This is a genomic window from Candidatus Microthrix subdominans, from assembly GCA_016719385.1.
Taxonomy (GTDB): Bacteria; Actinomycetota; Acidimicrobiia; order Acidimicrobiales; family Microtrichaceae; genus Microthrix; species Microthrix subdominans.
The window spans coordinates 121,077-137,784 of record JADJZA010000009.1 but is presented as its reverse complement, the minus strand read 5'-3'; the positions used below and the strand labels follow the sequence as shown (position 1 = coordinate 137,784).

Annotated in this window: 9 protein-coding genes; 7 read left to right on the top strand and 2 right to left on the bottom strand. The window is 71.1% G+C overall.

The annotated features are described in order from the left end of the window. Window positions 1-21 precede the first annotated feature (21 nt). Together IPN02_17110 and IPN02_17105 are read left to right on the top strand one after the other, a co-directional pair. Window positions 22-2,268 (top strand): bifunctional (p)ppGpp synthetase/guanosine-3',5'-bis(diphosphate) 3'-pyrophosphohydrolase, encoded by a 2,247-nt coding sequence (locus IPN02_17110; GenBank protein ID MBK9298507.1) that lies wholly within the window; start codon window positions 22-24, stop codon window positions 2,266-2,268. Between the two features lie 29 nt (window positions 2,269-2,297). Continuing rightward, on the top strand, window positions 2,298-3,668 hold the full coding sequence (locus IPN02_17105; GenBank protein ID MBK9298506.1) for a histidine--tRNA ligase: 1,371 nt from the start codon (window positions 2,298-2,300) through the stop codon (window positions 3,666-3,668). 4,036 nt (window positions 3,669-7,704) lie between these two features. Here IPN02_17105 and IPN02_17100 read toward each other — a convergent pair. Then, window positions 7,705-9,417, bottom strand: coding sequence for a DUF3556 domain-containing protein (locus tag IPN02_17100; protein MBK9298505.1), 1,713 nt, complete (start codon window positions 9,415-9,417; stop codon window positions 7,705-7,707). Window positions 9,418-9,561: 144 nt separating this feature from the next. Here IPN02_17100 and aspS point away from each other — a divergent pair, with 144 nt between their 5' ends. From aspS to IPN02_17075, 5 genes are all read left to right on the top strand, one after another. After that, on the top strand, window positions 9,562-11,349 hold the full coding sequence (gene aspS / locus IPN02_17095; protein MBK9298504.1) for an aspartate--tRNA ligase: 1,788 nt from the start codon (window positions 9,562-9,564) through the stop codon (window positions 11,347-11,349). Next, window positions 11,346-12,182, top strand: coding sequence for a phosphoribosylformimino-5-aminoimidazole carboxamide ribotide isomerase (gene hisA / locus IPN02_17090; GenBank protein MBK9298503.1), 837 nt, complete (start codon window positions 11,346-11,348; stop codon window positions 12,180-12,182). The genes aspS and hisA overlap by 4 nt, the downstream gene beginning before the upstream one ends. Beyond that, entirely contained in the window at window positions 12,179-13,582 is a 1,404-nt protein-coding gene (locus tag IPN02_17085) for a replication-associated recombination protein A (GenBank protein ID MBK9298502.1), read from the top strand. The genes hisA and IPN02_17085 overlap by 4 nt, the downstream gene beginning before the upstream one ends. Beyond that, the gene (locus IPN02_17080) at window positions 13,579-13,851 is read left to right on the top strand and encodes a hypothetical protein (GenBank protein ID MBK9298501.1); all 273 of its coding nucleotides are present in this window, start codon (window positions 13,579-13,581) and stop codon (window positions 13,849-13,851) included. Before IPN02_17085 ends, IPN02_17080 begins: the two co-directional genes overlap by 4 nt. A 69-nt stretch (window positions 13,852-13,920) precedes the next feature. Beyond that, entirely contained in the window at window positions 13,921-14,583 is a 663-nt protein-coding gene (locus IPN02_17075) for a M23 family metallopeptidase (protein MBK9298500.1), read from the top strand. A 6-nt stretch (window positions 14,584-14,589) separates the two neighbouring features. On the opposite strand, the gene IPN02_17070 is transcribed toward IPN02_17075, so the two are convergent. Beyond that, the gene (locus IPN02_17070; protein ID MBK9298499.1) at window positions 14,590-16,698 is read right to left on the bottom strand and encodes an ATP-dependent helicase; all 2,109 of its coding nucleotides are present in this window, start codon (window positions 16,696-16,698) and stop codon (window positions 14,590-14,592) included. Window positions 16,699-16,708: the final 10 nt, after the last annotated feature.

Here is a 16,708-nt window from a genome sequence, read left to right as displayed (position 1 = left end):
GGGCACCGAGGAGGTCCCCCGATGCCGACGGTGACACGCGTATTGCCGTGGCGACGACACAGCGCACCGCGGGCGTCGGAGCTTCGCCCGCTGGTCCTGGCGATGAACGAGGCCCGGGACCGGCCCGACATCGCCCTGGTCGAGCGGGCCTACGACTTTGCCAAGGCCGCTCACGAGGGGCAGCTGCGCGCGTCCGGCGAGCCCTACATCACCCACCCCTTGGCGGTCGCCACCATCGTCGCCCGTTACGGGGCCGACGATGCCACCGTGTGTGCGGCGCTGCTGCACGACACGGTCGAGGATTGCGACGTCACGCTGGCCGAGATCAGCGCCAAGTTCGGACCGACGGTCAGCGTGCTCGTCGACGGCTGCACCAAGCTCGACCGCGTCGAGGTGGACTCCAAGGCGCACCAGAAGGCCGAGACGATCCGCAAGATCATCCTGTCGATGGCCAACGATCTGCGGGTGATCGTCATCAAGCTGGCCGACCGCCTGCACAACCTGCGCACCGTGGCCGCCATGTCGCCGGCCCACCAGGAGAAGCAGGCCCGCGAAACGCTCGACGTGTATGCCCCGTTGGCCCACCGGCTGGGCATGACCGAGCTGCGCCAGCAGCTCGAGGACCTGTGCTTTGCCTCCCTGCACCCTCAGGTGTTCGCCGAGATCGACCACCTCGTCGCCCAGCGCGCCCCGGAACGAGACCTGTACCTGATGCAGGTGATCGACGAGATGCGCATCCGCCTGGAGCGCATCGGGGTGGACAGCGACATCACCGGGCGACCGAAGCACCTGTGGAGCCTGTACGAAAAGATGGTGATCCGAGGTCGGAGCTTCGACGAGATCCACGACCTGATGGGCGTGCGGATCATCGTCACCGACGAGGCGGACACCTACGCCGCACTCGGCGCCATCCACGCCCTGTGGCGGCCGGTCCCCGGTCGGTTCAAGGACTACATCGCCATGCCCAAGTTCAACCTGTACCAGTCGCTGCACACGACGGTGGTCGGGCCCGGCGGCAAGACGGTCGAGGTGCAGATCCGCACCGGCGAGATGCACCGCCAGGCCGAGTTTGGGGTGGCGGCCCACTGGACCTATAAGAGCGGCTCGGTGCTGAAAGCACCGGTGGCCACGCCGCCGGTCGACCCGGACTCCGAGAACCACGGCGACTGGTTGGACCGCATCGTCGACTGGCAGCAGTACCTGACCGACCCCGACGACTTCATGCTGAACCTGAAGACCGACCTTGGCCAGGACGAGGTGTACGTCTTCACGCCGGAAGGGCGCCTGATCACCCTGCCCGCCGGCTCGACGCCGGTCGACTTCGCCTACGGGGTGCACACCGAGGTGGGACACCGCTGCATCGGCGCCCGGGTGAACGGGCGCCTGGTGCCGCTCGACCACGTGCTCAGCTCCGGCGACACCGCCGAGATCATCACCGCCAACGACGGTCACCGCCCGTCGGAAGACTGGCTGGGCTTCGTCAAGAGCCGGTCGGCGCAATCCAAGATCAGGTCCTGGTTCAGCCGGGAGCGACGCGACGACACCGTCGAACGGGGCCGCGACGAGCTCGAACGGGCGGTGCGCCGCGAGCGGCTACCGGCCGAGTTGCTCGAGGGCGAGACGATCGAGGAGGTGGCCAGCCAGATGGGGTACTCGAGCGCCGAGGCCCTGGTCACCGCCATCGGCGAGGAGAAGGTGCAGGCCGCCACCGTTGCGGGGCGCCTCGTCCGACAGCTTCAGCACGGCTCGGGTGCGGGCGGGCCGATGCTGGCCAGCGAGGTGCTGGGCGAGCGGCGTCGACCCCGGCGCAGCGACGGCAGCGGTGTTCACGTCGAAGGCTTTCGGGACGAGCTCGTCCGGCTGGCCCGCTGCTGTTCCCCGGTGCCCCCCGACGAGATCATGGGCTTCGTCACCCGGGGCCGGGGCATCGCCGTGCACCGCACCGACTGCACCAACGCGGTGTCACTGTCCTCGCACGTCGACCGCGTGGTCGACGTCGAATGGGAACTGGAGAGCCGGGGCAGCTGGGAGGTGGCGATCGAGGTGAAGGGGCTGGACCGGCCGCGCCTGTTGGTCGACATCGCCCAGGTGATCGCCGAGGCCCAGGTGGGCGTGCGCTCGCTGCAGGCCCGCACCGGCGACGACCGGGTGACGACGATGCGGTTCGACCTCGAGCTGGGCGACCCGGCACACCTCGAACGCCTGCTCGGCAACCTGTACGGCGTCGACGCGGTGTACGACGCCGCCCGCGTGCAGCCCCACGGCTGACCCGCCGCACCCCGCTACGATCGGTCGCCGTGCCCGAGACCGATCCGTCGACCAATCAGCCAACCCAACCGGCTCAACCGGCCCGACCCGCCCGCCCGGAACGTTTCACCGCACCGATCGGCACCCGGGACGTGCTCAGCCCCGAATCCGAGCGGCGCCGGGCGCTGGTGCAGCGCTTCGCTGATGCGGCCGAGCTGGCCGGGTACCGCCACCTGGCCACGCCGATGTTCGAGGATCTGGGTGTGTTCACCAGGGTGGGCGCGTCGACCGACGTCGTCACCAAGGAGATGTACGAGTTCACCGACAAGGGCGGACGGGCGATGGCGTTGCGACCCGAGCTGACAGCGTCGGTGTGCCGGGCCTTCACCGAGCACCGGCCGGCGGTGCTGCCCTGGAAGGTGTGGTACTCCGGGCCGCAGTTTCGCTACGAGAAGCCCCAGAAGGGCCGCTACCGGCAGTTCGACCAGGTGGGGCTGGAAACCTTGGGCTCCGAGGACCCGGACCTGGACACCGAGGCGATTGCGCTGGCCTGGCGCTTCTTTCGCGGCTTGGGGCTCCGTCGGTTGCGGTTGCTGGTCAACTCGCTGGGCGAGGCCGCCGAGCGGGCCGCCTACGTCGACGCGCTGGCGGCCTATCTGTCCAATCACCTGGGCGACCTGTCCGAGCAGGCGGCGACGACGCTTCAGCGCAACCCGCTGCGGGTGCTCGACTCGAAGCGAAGTGAGGACCAGCCGATCATCGCCGGTGCGCCGCAGCTGTCCAGCTTCCTCGGCCTGGCGTCGGTCACCCACTTCGAACGGGTGCTGGCCGGCCTCGACGCACTGGGGATCGAGGCCGAGGTGTCGCCGAAGCTGGTCCGAGGGCTGGACTACTACCGGCGCACCACGTTTGAGTTCGCCACCGAGGCGCTCGACTCCTCGCAGAACGCGCTCGGCGGCGGTGGCCGCTACGACGGCCTCGTCGAGGCGCTGGGCGGCCCGCCGACCGCCGGCGTCGGCTTCGCCATCGGCGTTGACCGCACCCTGCTGGCCTGCGATGCCGAAGGCGTGTTCGATGCCCCCACGACGGCGCTCGACTGCTTCGTCGTCGACACGACCGGTTCGCTGTACGGGTTCGAGATCGCCGAAGCGCTGCGACGAGCGGGCGTGGCCACCGATCGCTCCTGGGCCGGAGAGCTCACCGAGGCGGGGCTGGGTCGACCCCGGTCGATGAAGGCCCAGATGAAGGCGGCGGACCGCTCGGGCGCCCAGGTGGCGGTGCTGATCGGACCTGACGAGCTGGAGGCCGGAGCGGCGACGCTGCGTCCGCTGCGGGGTGGGCCAGACCGCTCGGAGACGCCTCAGCGCCAGGTGCCGCTCGATCAGCTTGTCGCTGCGGTGCTGGCCGAGCTCGGTCGCTGAGACCCATCCCGGTCGGGTCCGGGACAGGGGCGGGTGTGGTTGTGGTTGTGGGCGCTGGAAAGGACGGTCGAGCGAACGTGAACGGTGCCTCGATCAGGCGCGGATCGCTGGCGAAGGTCGCCGGGTGGGCGTCGATGCCCACGCCCCCCGAGGGCGCATTCCAGCGGAGCGGCCGCCGGGTGGCCGCCAGGCCGACCGGGTAGACGGTCAGGTCGCCCGAGGGCTCCACCCGGATGCGCAGAAAATGCTTGTAGGACGTGAGCCGCAGGGCTGAGAACACCTCGTTGTCGTGCATGCCGAAGGCCAGGTTGGAGACGACCAGGTAGGCGGCGAGCAGCCAGGCCGAGGCCAGGGCGCCGACGGCGGCGGCGACCACCACCGTGACGATGCCGCCGACGAGCGACGGCGCGGAGATCGTCACGCCGAGCAGCGACGCCGGGTCCCGTCCGCTGACCAGGCTGCCCAGCCGCTCGCCGGCCGACGAGGCCCAACCGAGCACGGCGTCGATGACCGCCAGCTGCGCCAGCCCATGGGCAAAACCGACCGCCCGCGCGGTAAAGACGCTGGCGCGGTCGGCTCGTTCGGCTCGGGCGAACAGCGTGGTAGCGACGAGCACGATGAGCAACGGAATCCAGCTGAGCGGATTGGCCCAGTACCTGGTCATCAGGTGACCGGCCAGACCGTCGAGGCCGACGAGCAGCTCGCGCCCAGCGCCGACGGTGAACACGGCGATCATGGCGAACACCGCGCTGATCGCGCCAGTGACGACGAGAAAGCCAGGGTTGATCAACGGGAAGGCCAGGTGGCGCAGCAACGCCAGCCGGGATTGGCGAAAGGTGGGGAACACCGCTCCCAGTCGCAGCGTGCGGGGCCCGAAGCGACCGGTGGCATCGGTCAGGGCAAAGGCGGTCTCGCCGGGTGGGACTCCGTCGAGGTGCACCGGACCGGCTGCAGGGTCGAACCCGGTTGCGCCATCTGCTCCGGCGGGGACGGTGGCCCGGGCAGGGGAGTGGTGATCGCTGCGTCGCTGCAGCGTGTGGGTGGGGTGGGTAAACGCGCCTCCGCCCCCGGCGGTCACGTAGTGGATACCGTGCTGCTCGTCGATGAGGTGGGCGTAATGGTGGCTGTCACCGCTCAGGTACAGCGCCACCCGGCGGGGGTCGCCCAGGGTGTCGATCACGAAGCGGTCGAGCGCCACCTGGGCTTCGCCGTGGCGATGACCGGTCGCCCATGCCGGGGTCGGCCAGGTGAGGATCACCCTGACATCCGGTGAAAGGTCGGCGCCGATCCGGGTGAAGTAGTCGAGCTGGGTCGGGTCGACGTCGCCGCCGGAGACACCGCCGTCGACCGCCCACAGCATCCAACCGGGGGCCAGCGCCACCGCTGCGTAGCTCCGGCGCTGCGCCGTGCGCCACGCGCCAAGGCGGACCCGATCGCACATCAACGCAGCGAATCCGTCCAGCCCGTCGTACCAGTCATGGTTGCCGGGGATGGCCACGACGAGCGGCTCCGTCCCGTCCGGTGACGGCCCCACACCGTCACAGGCCTGCTGGTAGGGGCCGGCGAGGCGGTCCCGATAGGTGTCGGAGGTGCCGACCGGGTAGCCGAGATCGCCGCCGATGACCAGCAGCGAGCCGCGCGGCAGGGCCACGTCGGGGCCGGCGGGGCGGCTGCGCGGGGTCAGCGCCACCGCCTCGTCCCAGATTGGTTCCCGGGCGAGCTCGATCGCTCTGGTCACCGTCGGTTCGTCGTCGGGCCCCCGGTCGGTGTCGCTTGGGGTCAGCCCCCTGGCCAGGTGCCAGGCCACCGCCATCGTGGGCACGTGGCCGTCGCCGGTATCGGCGACGAAGTCGACCCACACCGGCGTGTACGGGTCGGCTCGGGGCACCGCCTCCGCCAGGTCGATGACGGCGGCGTCCGGATCAAGAGCGGCGAGCACTTCGCGCCGGTCGGCGAAGGGCCCGACCGCCTCGGTGAGGGTCAGGCTGGATCCGGCGCGGAACAGCACCGACGGGTCGAACCAGCCCACCATCGGCTTGGGTGAGAAGCGGATGCGGTCAAGCCGCGGCAAGACCTCGTCGGGGATCGGCCGGGGAGTGCTCGCCAGCAACAGCTCGATGCCCCGTCGCACCTCGGGGTCGTCGAAGGCCGCCGTGTGGCCCACCCCTCCGAGCGGCATCTCGACGGGGCCGCGTTGCACGCTGGTTCCATCGACCGACCCGACCGACCCGACCGGGCCGCCGACCGGGTCACCGCGTCGCCAGGCGTTGATCCAGGTCGAGCCCGTACGGGCGCCGACCGCAAGGTGCTCGGCCAGCGGGATGAGGGCCTCCGGTGCGAACTGGTGGGGGAAGAACCGGCCATAGAGGGGGCCGATCGGGCAGGCGTGGGTGACGAGCGAGGACCCGGCCAGGTCGACCCCGCCCCCGGCCAGGCCGGCCAGGGCGCTCACCGCCAGGACCGAGCCCTGGCTGTGGGCCGAAACGACCACCCGGCGCCCCTGCCGAAGTCCGTCGACCACCTCGAGCTGGAGCTCGGGCACGACGACCTCGGAATACGGGGTGATCGCCAGGGGATGGAAACGGCGCGGCCAGAAGGTGAGCACCTCCCACACCGATGCCGCCCAGGGCCGCAGGCGGGGCACCGAGCGGGTGGCCAGCGCTGCTGTTGCCGCCCCCAATGCGAGCAGGAGCGGCACCGCTGCGGTCACCCGGGTGAGCCACCCGGCACCCGGGGACTCGATGCGCACCGGCCAGGGGGCCAACACGTCGGCGGGGCGCTGAAACCGGGCGACGAACAGCGCCCCGCCCACGGCGAACGCCACGGCCACCCCGGCCGAGGCGATCAGGTCGACGTTGCGGATCAGCACCCGCAGCACGAGGAGCGTTCGGGGGACGGCCGGGAGGGTCGTGTCGCCACGTCCTCCCCGCAGCAGTGCAACCGCGGCGATCAGCGCAGCGAGCAGCGCGGCAGCGACCACACCGGCGGTAAAGCTCTCCACCAGGGCCACCTCCGAGCCCAGGGTGATCTGAGCCCCGCCCAGCCAGCTGAGCGTTCGGCGGGCGACCAACATCACGCCGGACCAGCCGGCATTGGACGCCAGGATCGCCAGCCCCATCGCCACCGCCGGTCCGGAGATGCGCCAGCGCCGGCCCCACAGCCCGGGCCGCTCCAGGCCGGCGACCGCCAGCAGCCCCACGCCGATCCACTGCGCAGCTCCGACCGTGGCGAACACGTCGCCCAGGCCGAGGGGCACCGGCTGCCCAGGAACCGGGGTAGGCGCCGCCCCGGCGCGATGGAAGGCCAACACGGCGGTGAGGACCAGGGTGCCCAGGGCGAACAGCTGGTGGACGATCGCCAGAAAGGCCAGGTCCGGCTCGTGGGCGAAGAAGGCCGGGTTGAAGATCCGCTCATCGTCGTCGACGCCACCCCTCGATTCCGGGGCGGCGGTGTAGGGGGCGACCGCCTCGGCGGCGGCGCGGGTGCGGCCGGCCAGGGTGAAGGCGCCGACGATGCCGAGGAACGTGACCGCCACCGCCAACCACAGGCGCCGCAGCGGGTGGTACGTCCAGACATCGAGGCCGACCAGGCCCTGCCAGGCGATGACGTCGACGACCAGCTGGGTGACCCAGGCGGTCGTCGTCACCGTCAGGCTGATGCCGACCACATGGGCGATGCGGCGGCACCACGCGGCCCGTCGGGGGGCGTTGGCCGGGTGCATCCAACCGGCGACGTTGGCCAGCGTGAACGGGGCGAGCAGCACCCACAGGGGCAACCAGCGATTGTCCGCGATCAGGTGACCCCAGCGAACCAGGCGCACCTCGGTGTGGGTCTCGGAGCCGGCCGGTGGCAGCACCGTGTCGTCGGGCGGGTTGCCCACCCCGTGCACGCGCAGCTCCAGCGGACGAGCGCTGCCGTCGTCAGGCTGGCGTTCGTCGGACGACTCGCTCGGACGCATCATCGTTCCCCCGAAGCCGAACGGTACCCGATGCACGGAGAAGCGGAGCGGCGTTCGAGGTGTTGTAGCGAGGCCGGCTCAGGCCTCGGCGTGCAGCGCCAGCCCATTCGCCTCCCACGGCTGGTGATCGAGCAGGTCGGCCGCCACCAGGTTGCCGCTGGCCACCGTGCCCGACGCGGCGTCGACGATGCGCCAGGCCATCGTCGGGGAGCCGAGTGCCTGGCCCTCGATCATCACCGCCCGCACGTCGCCGGGGGCAAAGCCGCAGGCCTCCTGGAGGATCTCCAGGAATCGCTCGTCGTGCAGGTGCCCGTCGCCGAAGTTCCAGCCGAGCACCATGCCGGCGACCATCTCGCCGTCGAGCACCTCGAGCTCATCGGGTGCCAACTGCGCGGTCGGGTCCGGGTACGCAGAATCGTCCAACATGCCCGATGCTCCGAGCGGCACGAGCGCCGCCAGCGCCCGCCCGTGCAGGTGCATGGCCCGAAATGCCTGGCCCCGGCCCAGCGCCTGGGGGACGTCGGTGTCGTCGCCAAGCCCCTCCAGCTGCTGGGCCGGCGTGGCGGCCGCACAGCGCAGCGTGTCCTCGATGCGGTCGAGGCAACCCGGTCGCATCAGCCAGGTGCCGATCGCCCAGTTGCCGGCGTAGTAGCGCATGGCGGGCAGGAACGACACCCGATCGGGACGGACGTTGCCGTAGGCGGGGATCGCCACCAGGCAGACCACCAGCACCGTGATCAGCAGCGGGTTGCTCAGGTGCCAGATGCGCACGTCGCCGTGGGCCCCGAACAGCACGAGCGCCGAGTAGATGAAGAACAGGTTCCACTCCAGCGGCACCCCGAGCGGAAAACTGGTGAGGATGACGGTGTGAAAGGCGACGATCGCCACCAGGGCCGCCACCCGGACCGGGCCGCTCGGGGCGAAGACGAGCACCAGCGGTGCTGCGTACTCCAGCGCGGTGGCGCCATGGGCCACCCAGGCGGCCCACCTCGATCCGCGCAGGTCGTCGGGAAAGTCGCGGTACAACCACCGGCGCAGCCGCCGCGACCGAAAGAACGGGTTGTTGGACAACATGACCGCGATCACGTTGGGGAAGTGGTGGTTCAGCTTGGAGGTGGCCGCCCAAAACCACAGGCCGGCCTGCACCGCCTGCTCGCCGGCCCACAGCTCGGAGGGAAACAACAACACGAAGGCGGCGAGCAGGTAGTGCTCGGATCGCCCGGCAAGAAACACGGTGCGATCGCGCAGTCCGGCCAGCACCATCACGACGATGATCGGGGTGACGATCCACCGGCTGGCGAGCGGATCCCCGGCGAGCAGGGCCCGAAGCGTTAACGCCAACAGCGCGCCATAGAGCCCGACGTCGAGGGCGTTCCGGCGGCTGCCCCCGGTCAGTGGAAGCTGCGGCCAGGGTGGTAGCCGCACGCCGCCGACCCGCAGGAACGCACGCCCGGCGGTCACCGGGGGCGAGTAGCGGCCGGTCAGCGGTCCGCTGCCGCAGCCCAGGCCCATCGCCTCGTAGACCAGGCACCACAACACCGCTTTGGCGAACACCTGCGGTCGGGCCCACCACCCACCGATACTCCCCAGCGAGTCGACGCCGTCGGTGAACCGCGCAAACACGATGAATCCGCCGACGAAGAGCACCAGCTTCACGACGTAGAAGCCGTAGGCGACCAGCGGTGCGCCGAAGCCCTGCATCGCCCAGGTGTGACACATCAGCCGGAGACGCTCGGGGTAGGGCAGCGCCGGCCACGCCGCCGTGTCGAACTCGGGCGCGCTCGGTTTCATAAACCCCATCGACAGTGCCCCCGTGTTCGTCCGACCCTCACCGGCGCCAACTCTGCCACGCCTGTCCGCCGGTGAGCGGCACCGACCGAACCCCGGCTGCCGGGCGGCCGCCGCCGGTCGGTAGGATCGATCCTCGTGCCGAGCATCGAAGACACCCCCGCCGTATCCGCCAACCCGCCCTACCGCACCCACCGCTGCGGGGAGCTGCGGGCCGCCAACGTTGGTGAGCGGGTCAGCGTGGCCGGATGGGTCGCCCGCCGACGCGAGCACGGCGAGCACCTGGCGTTCATCGACCTGCGCGACCACACCGGGGTCGTCCAGTGCGTGATCGACCACGACGTCGACGTCCGCTCCGAGTGGGTGGTGAAGATCACCGGCGTCGTCCGCCCCCGACCCGAGGGCACGGTCAACGCCGACCTGGACACCGGCGAGGTCGAGATCGGCGAGGCCGAGGTCGAGGTGCTCAGCGCCGCCAAACCGCCGCCGTTCCCCGTCGACGACCGGGCCGACGCGGTCGACGAGACGATCCGCCTGCGGCACCGCTACGTCGACCTGCGGCGCGAGAAGATGCAGTCCAACCTGCGCATGCGCGCCCGGGTGAACTCCTCGATCCGTACCGCCATGGAGCACGAGGGGTTTGTCGAGATCGAAACCCCGATGCTGATCGCGTCCACCCCGGAGGGCGCCCGCGACTTCGTCGTGCCCTCCCGTCAGCACCCGGGCACCTTCTACGCCCTGCCCCAGTCTCCCCAGATGTACAAGCAGCTGTGCATGGTCGGCGGCATCGACCGCTACTACCAGATCGCCCGCTGCCTGCGCGACGAGGACCTGCGGGCCGACCGTCAGTACGAGTTTGCCCAGCTCGACGCCGAGCTGGCCTTCGCCAGCCGCGACGAGGTGCTCGACGTGATCGGGTCGACGATCTCGGCGGCGATCGAGGGCGTCACCGGTCGGCCGGTCGGCGAGATCGAGCGCATCAGCTGGCACGACGCGATGGACACCTACGGCTCGGACAAGCCCGACGTGCGCTTCGACATTTTGCTGCGCGAGGTGACCGACGTGTTCGCCGAGACCGGCTTCAACGCATTCAAGGCTCCGTCGATCAAGGCGATTCGGGTGCCGGGCGGCGCCGAGCTCACCCGCCGCCGCCTCGACGAGCTGACCGAGTCGGCCAAACGCTGGGGCGCCAAGGGCCTCGTGTGGATGCGGGTGAAGGCCGACGGGCTCGACTCGCCGGTGGCCAAGTTCCTCTCCGAGGCCGAGATGACGGCCCTCACCGAACGCACCGAGGCCACCGAGGGCGACCTGTTGCTGCTCGTCGCCGACGAGTGGCGGCGCACCACCCACGTGCTCGGGCTGCTGCGCCTCGAGCTGGGCCGACCCCCGATCGCCGAGGGCGGCGTGCAGGTGCGCTGGGTGATCGACTTCCCGTTGTTCGAGGAGATCGACGAGGTGACCGGCCGGCCGGTGCCGGCCCACAACCCGTTCACGATGTGCCATGAGGACGACCTGGCCCTGCTCCAGGCAGGCGCGGCCGGTGAGCTGGGAGATCCCAACGAGCTGCTGAAGGTGCGCAGCCAGAGCTACGACCTGGTGATCAACGGCTGGGAACTGGGCTCCGGCGGCGTGCGGATCCACCGCAGCGACGTGCAGGAGGCCGTGTTCGGTCTGCTCGGTATCTCCGACTCCGAGGCTGAAGCCAACTTCGGCTTCCTGTTGGAGGCGCTGCGCTTCGGCGCCCCGCCCCACGCCGGCTTCGCCTACGGCATCGACCGGCTGGTCGCCATCCTGGCCGGCGAGGAGAACATCCGGGAGGTCATCGCCTTCCCCAAGACCCAGAGCGGCGCCGACCCGCTGACCGGGTCGCCGGGCCCGATCGGGGCCGACCAGCTCGACGAGCTGGGGCTGCGCCTGCTGCCGCCGACGACATGACCCGCTTTCGGCCCTGCATCGATCTCGCCGGGGGAGCGGTCGTCCAGCTCGTCGGCGGCACCTACTCCGATGACGGGTCGTCGACGGTCACCAACCACCGCAGCGAGCGCCCCGCCGCCTATTTCGCCGAGCGCTATCGCGCCGATGGGCTGACCGGCGGGCACGTTATCAAGCTGGGCCCCGAGAACGACGCGTCAGCACGCCGGGCGCTGGCCGCCTATCCCGGGGGCCTGCAACTGGGCGGCGGGGTCAACGTCACCAACGCCGCCATGTGGTTGGAGGCCGGAGCCTCCGCGGTGATCGTCACCTCGTCGCTCTTCGACGACCGGGGCCGGTTCCACCCCCAGGCGCTCGCCCGCCTCTCCTCCGAGGTGGGGGCCGAGTCGCTCGTCGTCGACCTGTCCGCCCGGCGCATCCCCGTCGACGAAGCCGACACCGACGGCTCGGATGGTGCCGGTAACACCCGGTGGGTGGTGGCGATGGACCGCTGGCAGCGCCTGACCAACCTGGAGATCACCCCGTCAGCGCTCGACGACGTGGCCGAGCACGCCTCCGAGCTGCTGGTGCACGCCGCCGACGTCGAAGGTCGCCAGGAGGGCATCGACGCCGAGCTGGTCGAACTGCTCGGCCGGTGGGGCGGACGACCGGTGACCTATGCCGGTGGGGCCCGGTCGATCGAGGACCTCGATCTGGTCGCCGAACGTTCCGACGGCCGCGTCGACCTGACGATCGGGTCGGCCCTCGACCTGTTTGGAGGCACCGGCGCCAGCTACGAGGAGTGCGTCGACTGGAACCGTGAGCAGGCCGCAGCGGTGGGCCCGCCCTCGCCGTGAGCGACGACCTCTTCAGCGCCGCCGCCGACGAGCTCGCCGCCGCGTCGGCGCCCCTCGCCGACCGGTTGCGACCGCGGTCGCTCGAGGAGGTTGTCGGCCAGGAGCACCTGTTGGGGATGGGCAAGCCGATGCGGGTGCTCGTCGAAGCCGACAGGTTGTCCTCGGTGGTGTTGTGGGGCCCTCCCGGCACGGGAAAGACCACCCTGGCCCGGTTGATCGCCGGCGCCTCCTCGGCCCACCTCGAGGCCCGCTCGGCGGTGACCTCCACCGTCAAGGACGTGCGCGAGGTGATCGCCGGTGCCCAGGCCCGGCTGGGGGAGCGGGGCCGGCGCACCATCCTGTTTCTCGACGAGGTCCATCGCTTCAACAAGGCCCAACAGGATGCGCTGTTGCCGGCGGTCGAGACCGGTTTGGTGATCCTGATCGGCGCCACGACCGAGAACCCGGGCTTCAGCGTCAACTCGGCACTGTTGTCGCGGTCGGTGCTTTTCCGCCTTGAGCCACTGAACGACGACGCGCTGGTCACCCTTGCCCGGCGGGGCCTCGCCGCCGAGGGGCTCACCTCCACCGGGCCGCCAGGCGATGGTGGCCTGGAGGAGGCGCTTGAGGTGCTGGCGGTGGCGGCGGCAGGGGACGGTCGCCATCTGCTGACCACGCTTGAGGTGGCGATCAGCCTGGCCCGGGCGCGGGCCGGGGCCGGGGCGCCCGCCGAGGCCATCGACCTGTCGCTGGTCGACGTCGAGGGGGCGATGGGAGCCAAGGCGGTGCGCTACGGCGTGGACGCCCACTACGACGTTGCGTCGGCGTTCATCAAGTCGATCCGGGGGTCGGACCCCGACGCCGGCCTGTACTGGCTGGCCCGCATGCTCGAGGCGGGGGAGGACCCCCGCTTCATCGCCCGCCGTTTGGTGATCTCGGCCTCCGAGGACATCGGCGAGGCCGACCCGATGGCGCTGGTGGTCGCCACCGCCGGCGCCCAGGCGGTCGAGCTGGTCGGGCTGCCCGAGGCCCGGATCAACCTGGCCCAGGTGGTCGTCCACCTGGCCCAGGCGCCCAAGTCCAACCGGGCCTACCTGGGCATCGGCGCAGCGCTCGGGGACGTGGGACGCGGGCTGGTCGGCGAGGTGCCGCCACCGCTGCGCGACACCTCCGGCCAGGCCTCCAAACGGCTGGGTCACGGCGTCGGCTATCGCTACCCGCACGACGACCCATCCGGCTGGGTCGATCAGCAGTACCTGCCCGACGTGGTGGCCGGCCGGCGCTATTACCAACCGTCCCAGCATGGCTACGAGGGGCGCGTCGCCCAGCGACTGGCCGCCCGGGGGGCGCTACCGTCGGTCGAACAGCCCGACACGACCAGTGACCAACCCGCCACGCCGGCGGGGGAGGAGACGACGTGATTCCCAAGCGAGCATTCTGGTTTGCGGTCGGGGCTGCGGCAGGCGTCGTCGGCGCCCGGCGGGCCGAATCCGAGCTGCAGGCGAGGCGCGAACAGCTCACCCCGGCCAACCTGGCCAAGGGGGCGGCCGGCAAGCTGACCAGCGCGGCGGCGGGAGCTCCGGGCAAGGTTGGAGGGGCGGTCAAGGGTCGGGTCAAGGCGCGTTCGGCGGGTCCCGCCGGAGCGCAACCGTGGGACGAGCGGGACTGGAGCGGTGCCCAGCGCCGCTAGCGACGCCGGCGGGCCGGGGCCGCGGGCGCCACGAACTCGGTGCGGCGACGGGCGTCCGATGGAGGCCGGGTGAGCGGGCGGGCGAAGTCCGGACGAGCGGCGTTGTGGCTGGGGCTCGGGTGCGCGGTGATCGTGGCGGTCGTCGTCGCCGGGGTGCTCGGCAGCCGTATCAGCGATCCGGCGCGCCGTGCGCCGCCCTCGGGCAGCACCGAGGTGCCCGCCGGCTCAGCCCCGGCGCCCGACGGCCCCCGCACCTTCACCTTTCCGTCGGCGTCGGCGGACACCAACTACGACTCGAGCCATCACGACTACCCGGCGGCCGACATGTTCACGTCCTGTGGAACCCCGGTGTTGGCGGTGACCGATGGCGTCATCGAGGACGTGTCCACGACCGACGAGTGGGACAGCGCCAGCGACGACCCGGCCACCCGCAGCGGCCTGTTCGTGTCGCTGGTCGACGATCGCGGCGTGCGCTACTACACCAGCCACCTGGCGTCGGTGGCGGTCGAACCCGGTCAGTCGGTTGCGGGGGGCGACCAGGTCGGAACGGTCGGCGACACCGGTAACGCCGCCGGAACCGGCTGCCACATCCACTTCGGGCTGTCCCCGGCGTGCCTCACCGGCTGGCAGAACCGCCGGGGGCTTACCTACCCGCAACCGTTCCTCGACGATTGGCGCTCGGGGGGCGATCGCGACCCGCTCGAGACGATCGAGGCGATCGGCTGCGGCTGACGGCGCTCAATCCCACAGGGATGCCAACAGCGCGTCGACCTCGTCGGCCACCCCGACCGTGCCGTCGAGGGCCACCACCTCGTCGAGCGTCGCATCCACCGCAGTGGTCGTGGCCTCGAACAGATGGCGCGCCGGCTCGATGAACCGGCTGACCTGGCCGTACAGGTGCCGGTCGTCGTGACCGTGGCGGTTGACGTGGTAGCGCAACGGCACGTGCACCGACAGCTCGTCCCGGGCACGGGTGAGTGCCACGTACAGCAGGCGCAGCTCCTCGGCCATGGCGTCGACGTCGCCGAGCGCCATGTCGGAGGGGATGTTGCCATCCGAGGCGTGCAGCACGTGGACGGCGCGCCACTCGCCGCCCTTGGCCGAATGGATCGTGCTCAGGGTGAGCCAGTCGTCGTCGAGGTGCGGGGGACCGGCGAGCTCGGAGGTTTTGCCGGGGGGATCGAGGGTCAGCTCGGCGAGGAAACGGGATCGGCTGCGGTAGCCGCCGGCGCTGGCGGCCAGCTGGCCGATGTCGGCCAGCCGCACATCAGCGTTGTCGTAGCGGCCGGGAAACACCATCGCGCAGAAGCTCGCCAGGCGCTCCACCTGCTCGGCCGGCGGCCGGGACTCGCCCCGACAGTCGGCGAACGCGGCGCGCAGCTCGGCGGCCTGGGCGGTGGCCGCAGGCGGCAAGGCGCCCACGCCGCCGATGAAACGGCCCAACGGATCGTCGCCCAGCGACGCAGCAGCGGTCGCCCCGGAAGGCTCGGGCGCCGGCTCGACCAGGCCCAGTTCAGCGATGATCCGGCGGACGGTGGCCGGCCCCACCCCGTCCAACGAGGCGAGCACGCGGTGCCAGGCCATCGCATCGGCGGGGTTCTCCAGAATGCGCAGCTGCGCCAGCAGGTCCTTGACGTGGGCCGCCTCCAGGTACTTCAGCCCGCCGAACTTCACGTAGGGGATATCCCGCCGGGTCAGCTCGAGCTCGAGCGAGTCCCCGTGATGGCCGGCGCGAAACAGCACCGCCTGTTGGCGCAGGTCGATCCCCCGCTCCCGGGCATCGAGCACGGCGTTGGCGACGGCGCGGCTCTGGGCCCCCTCGTCGTGGTGGGTGGCCAGCATCGGCCGGGGCCCGTCGCTGCGCGTGGTCCACAGCTTCTTGGCGAAGTGGGTGGTGTCGGACAGCACGGCGTTGGCCACCGCCAGGATCGGTTGGGTCGATCGGTAGTTGCGTTCCAGGGTGACGATCGAAGCGCCGGGGAAGTGCTCGGCGAACGCCCACATGTTCTCCACCGAGGCCGACCGAAAGCCGTAGATCGCCTGGGCGTCGTCGCCGACGGCGCACACCTGGGTACCGGCCTGGTACGGCGTCCCCGCCCGGGTCAGCGCACGCAGGATGTCGGACTGGATCGGGTTGGTGTCCTGGTACTCGTCGACGAGCACGTGGTCGAAGCGCTCGGCCATCGCTGCGCCGGCGGGGGAGGCGAGCACCCCACGCCAGAACAACAACAGATCGTCGTAGTCGAGCAGGTGATGGCGCCGTTTGGCGGCGGTGTAGGCGGCAAAGATCGTCTTTAGATCGTCGCCATCATCGGCGCACCACGGGTAGTCCACCTCGAGGACCGCTGCCAGCTTGGCCTGGCTGTTGACCACCCGGCTGTAGATGGCGGCGACGGTCTGCGCCTTGGGGAACCGCTTGGCCCGTTCGCCGAAGCCCTCCTCGGTGCGCACCATCCCCATCAGCTCGGTGCTGTCGGCGTGATCGAGCACGGTGAAGTTGGGGGGCAACCCGGCGGAGCCACCGAACGTGCGCAACAAGCGGTTGGCCACCGAGTGAAACGTGCCGCCCCACACCTGCGCTGCGGCACCCGAGCAGTCCCGCTCGGCGGCTGCCACCCGGCCCAACATCTCGGCGGCGCTGCGGCGGGTGAAGGTCAACAACAGGATGCGGCTGGGATCGACCCCGTCGGCGATCAGCCCCACCACCCGGGCCACCAGGGTGCGCGTCTTGCCGGTGCCGGCGCCGGCGACGACCAGCAGGTGACCGCCGCGCGCCTGGACCGCCCGCTGCTGTTCGGGATTGAGCAGGTCGGGGCTGACGTGGTCGGCGGCGGATGGGGCGAACATGCGTTCGAAG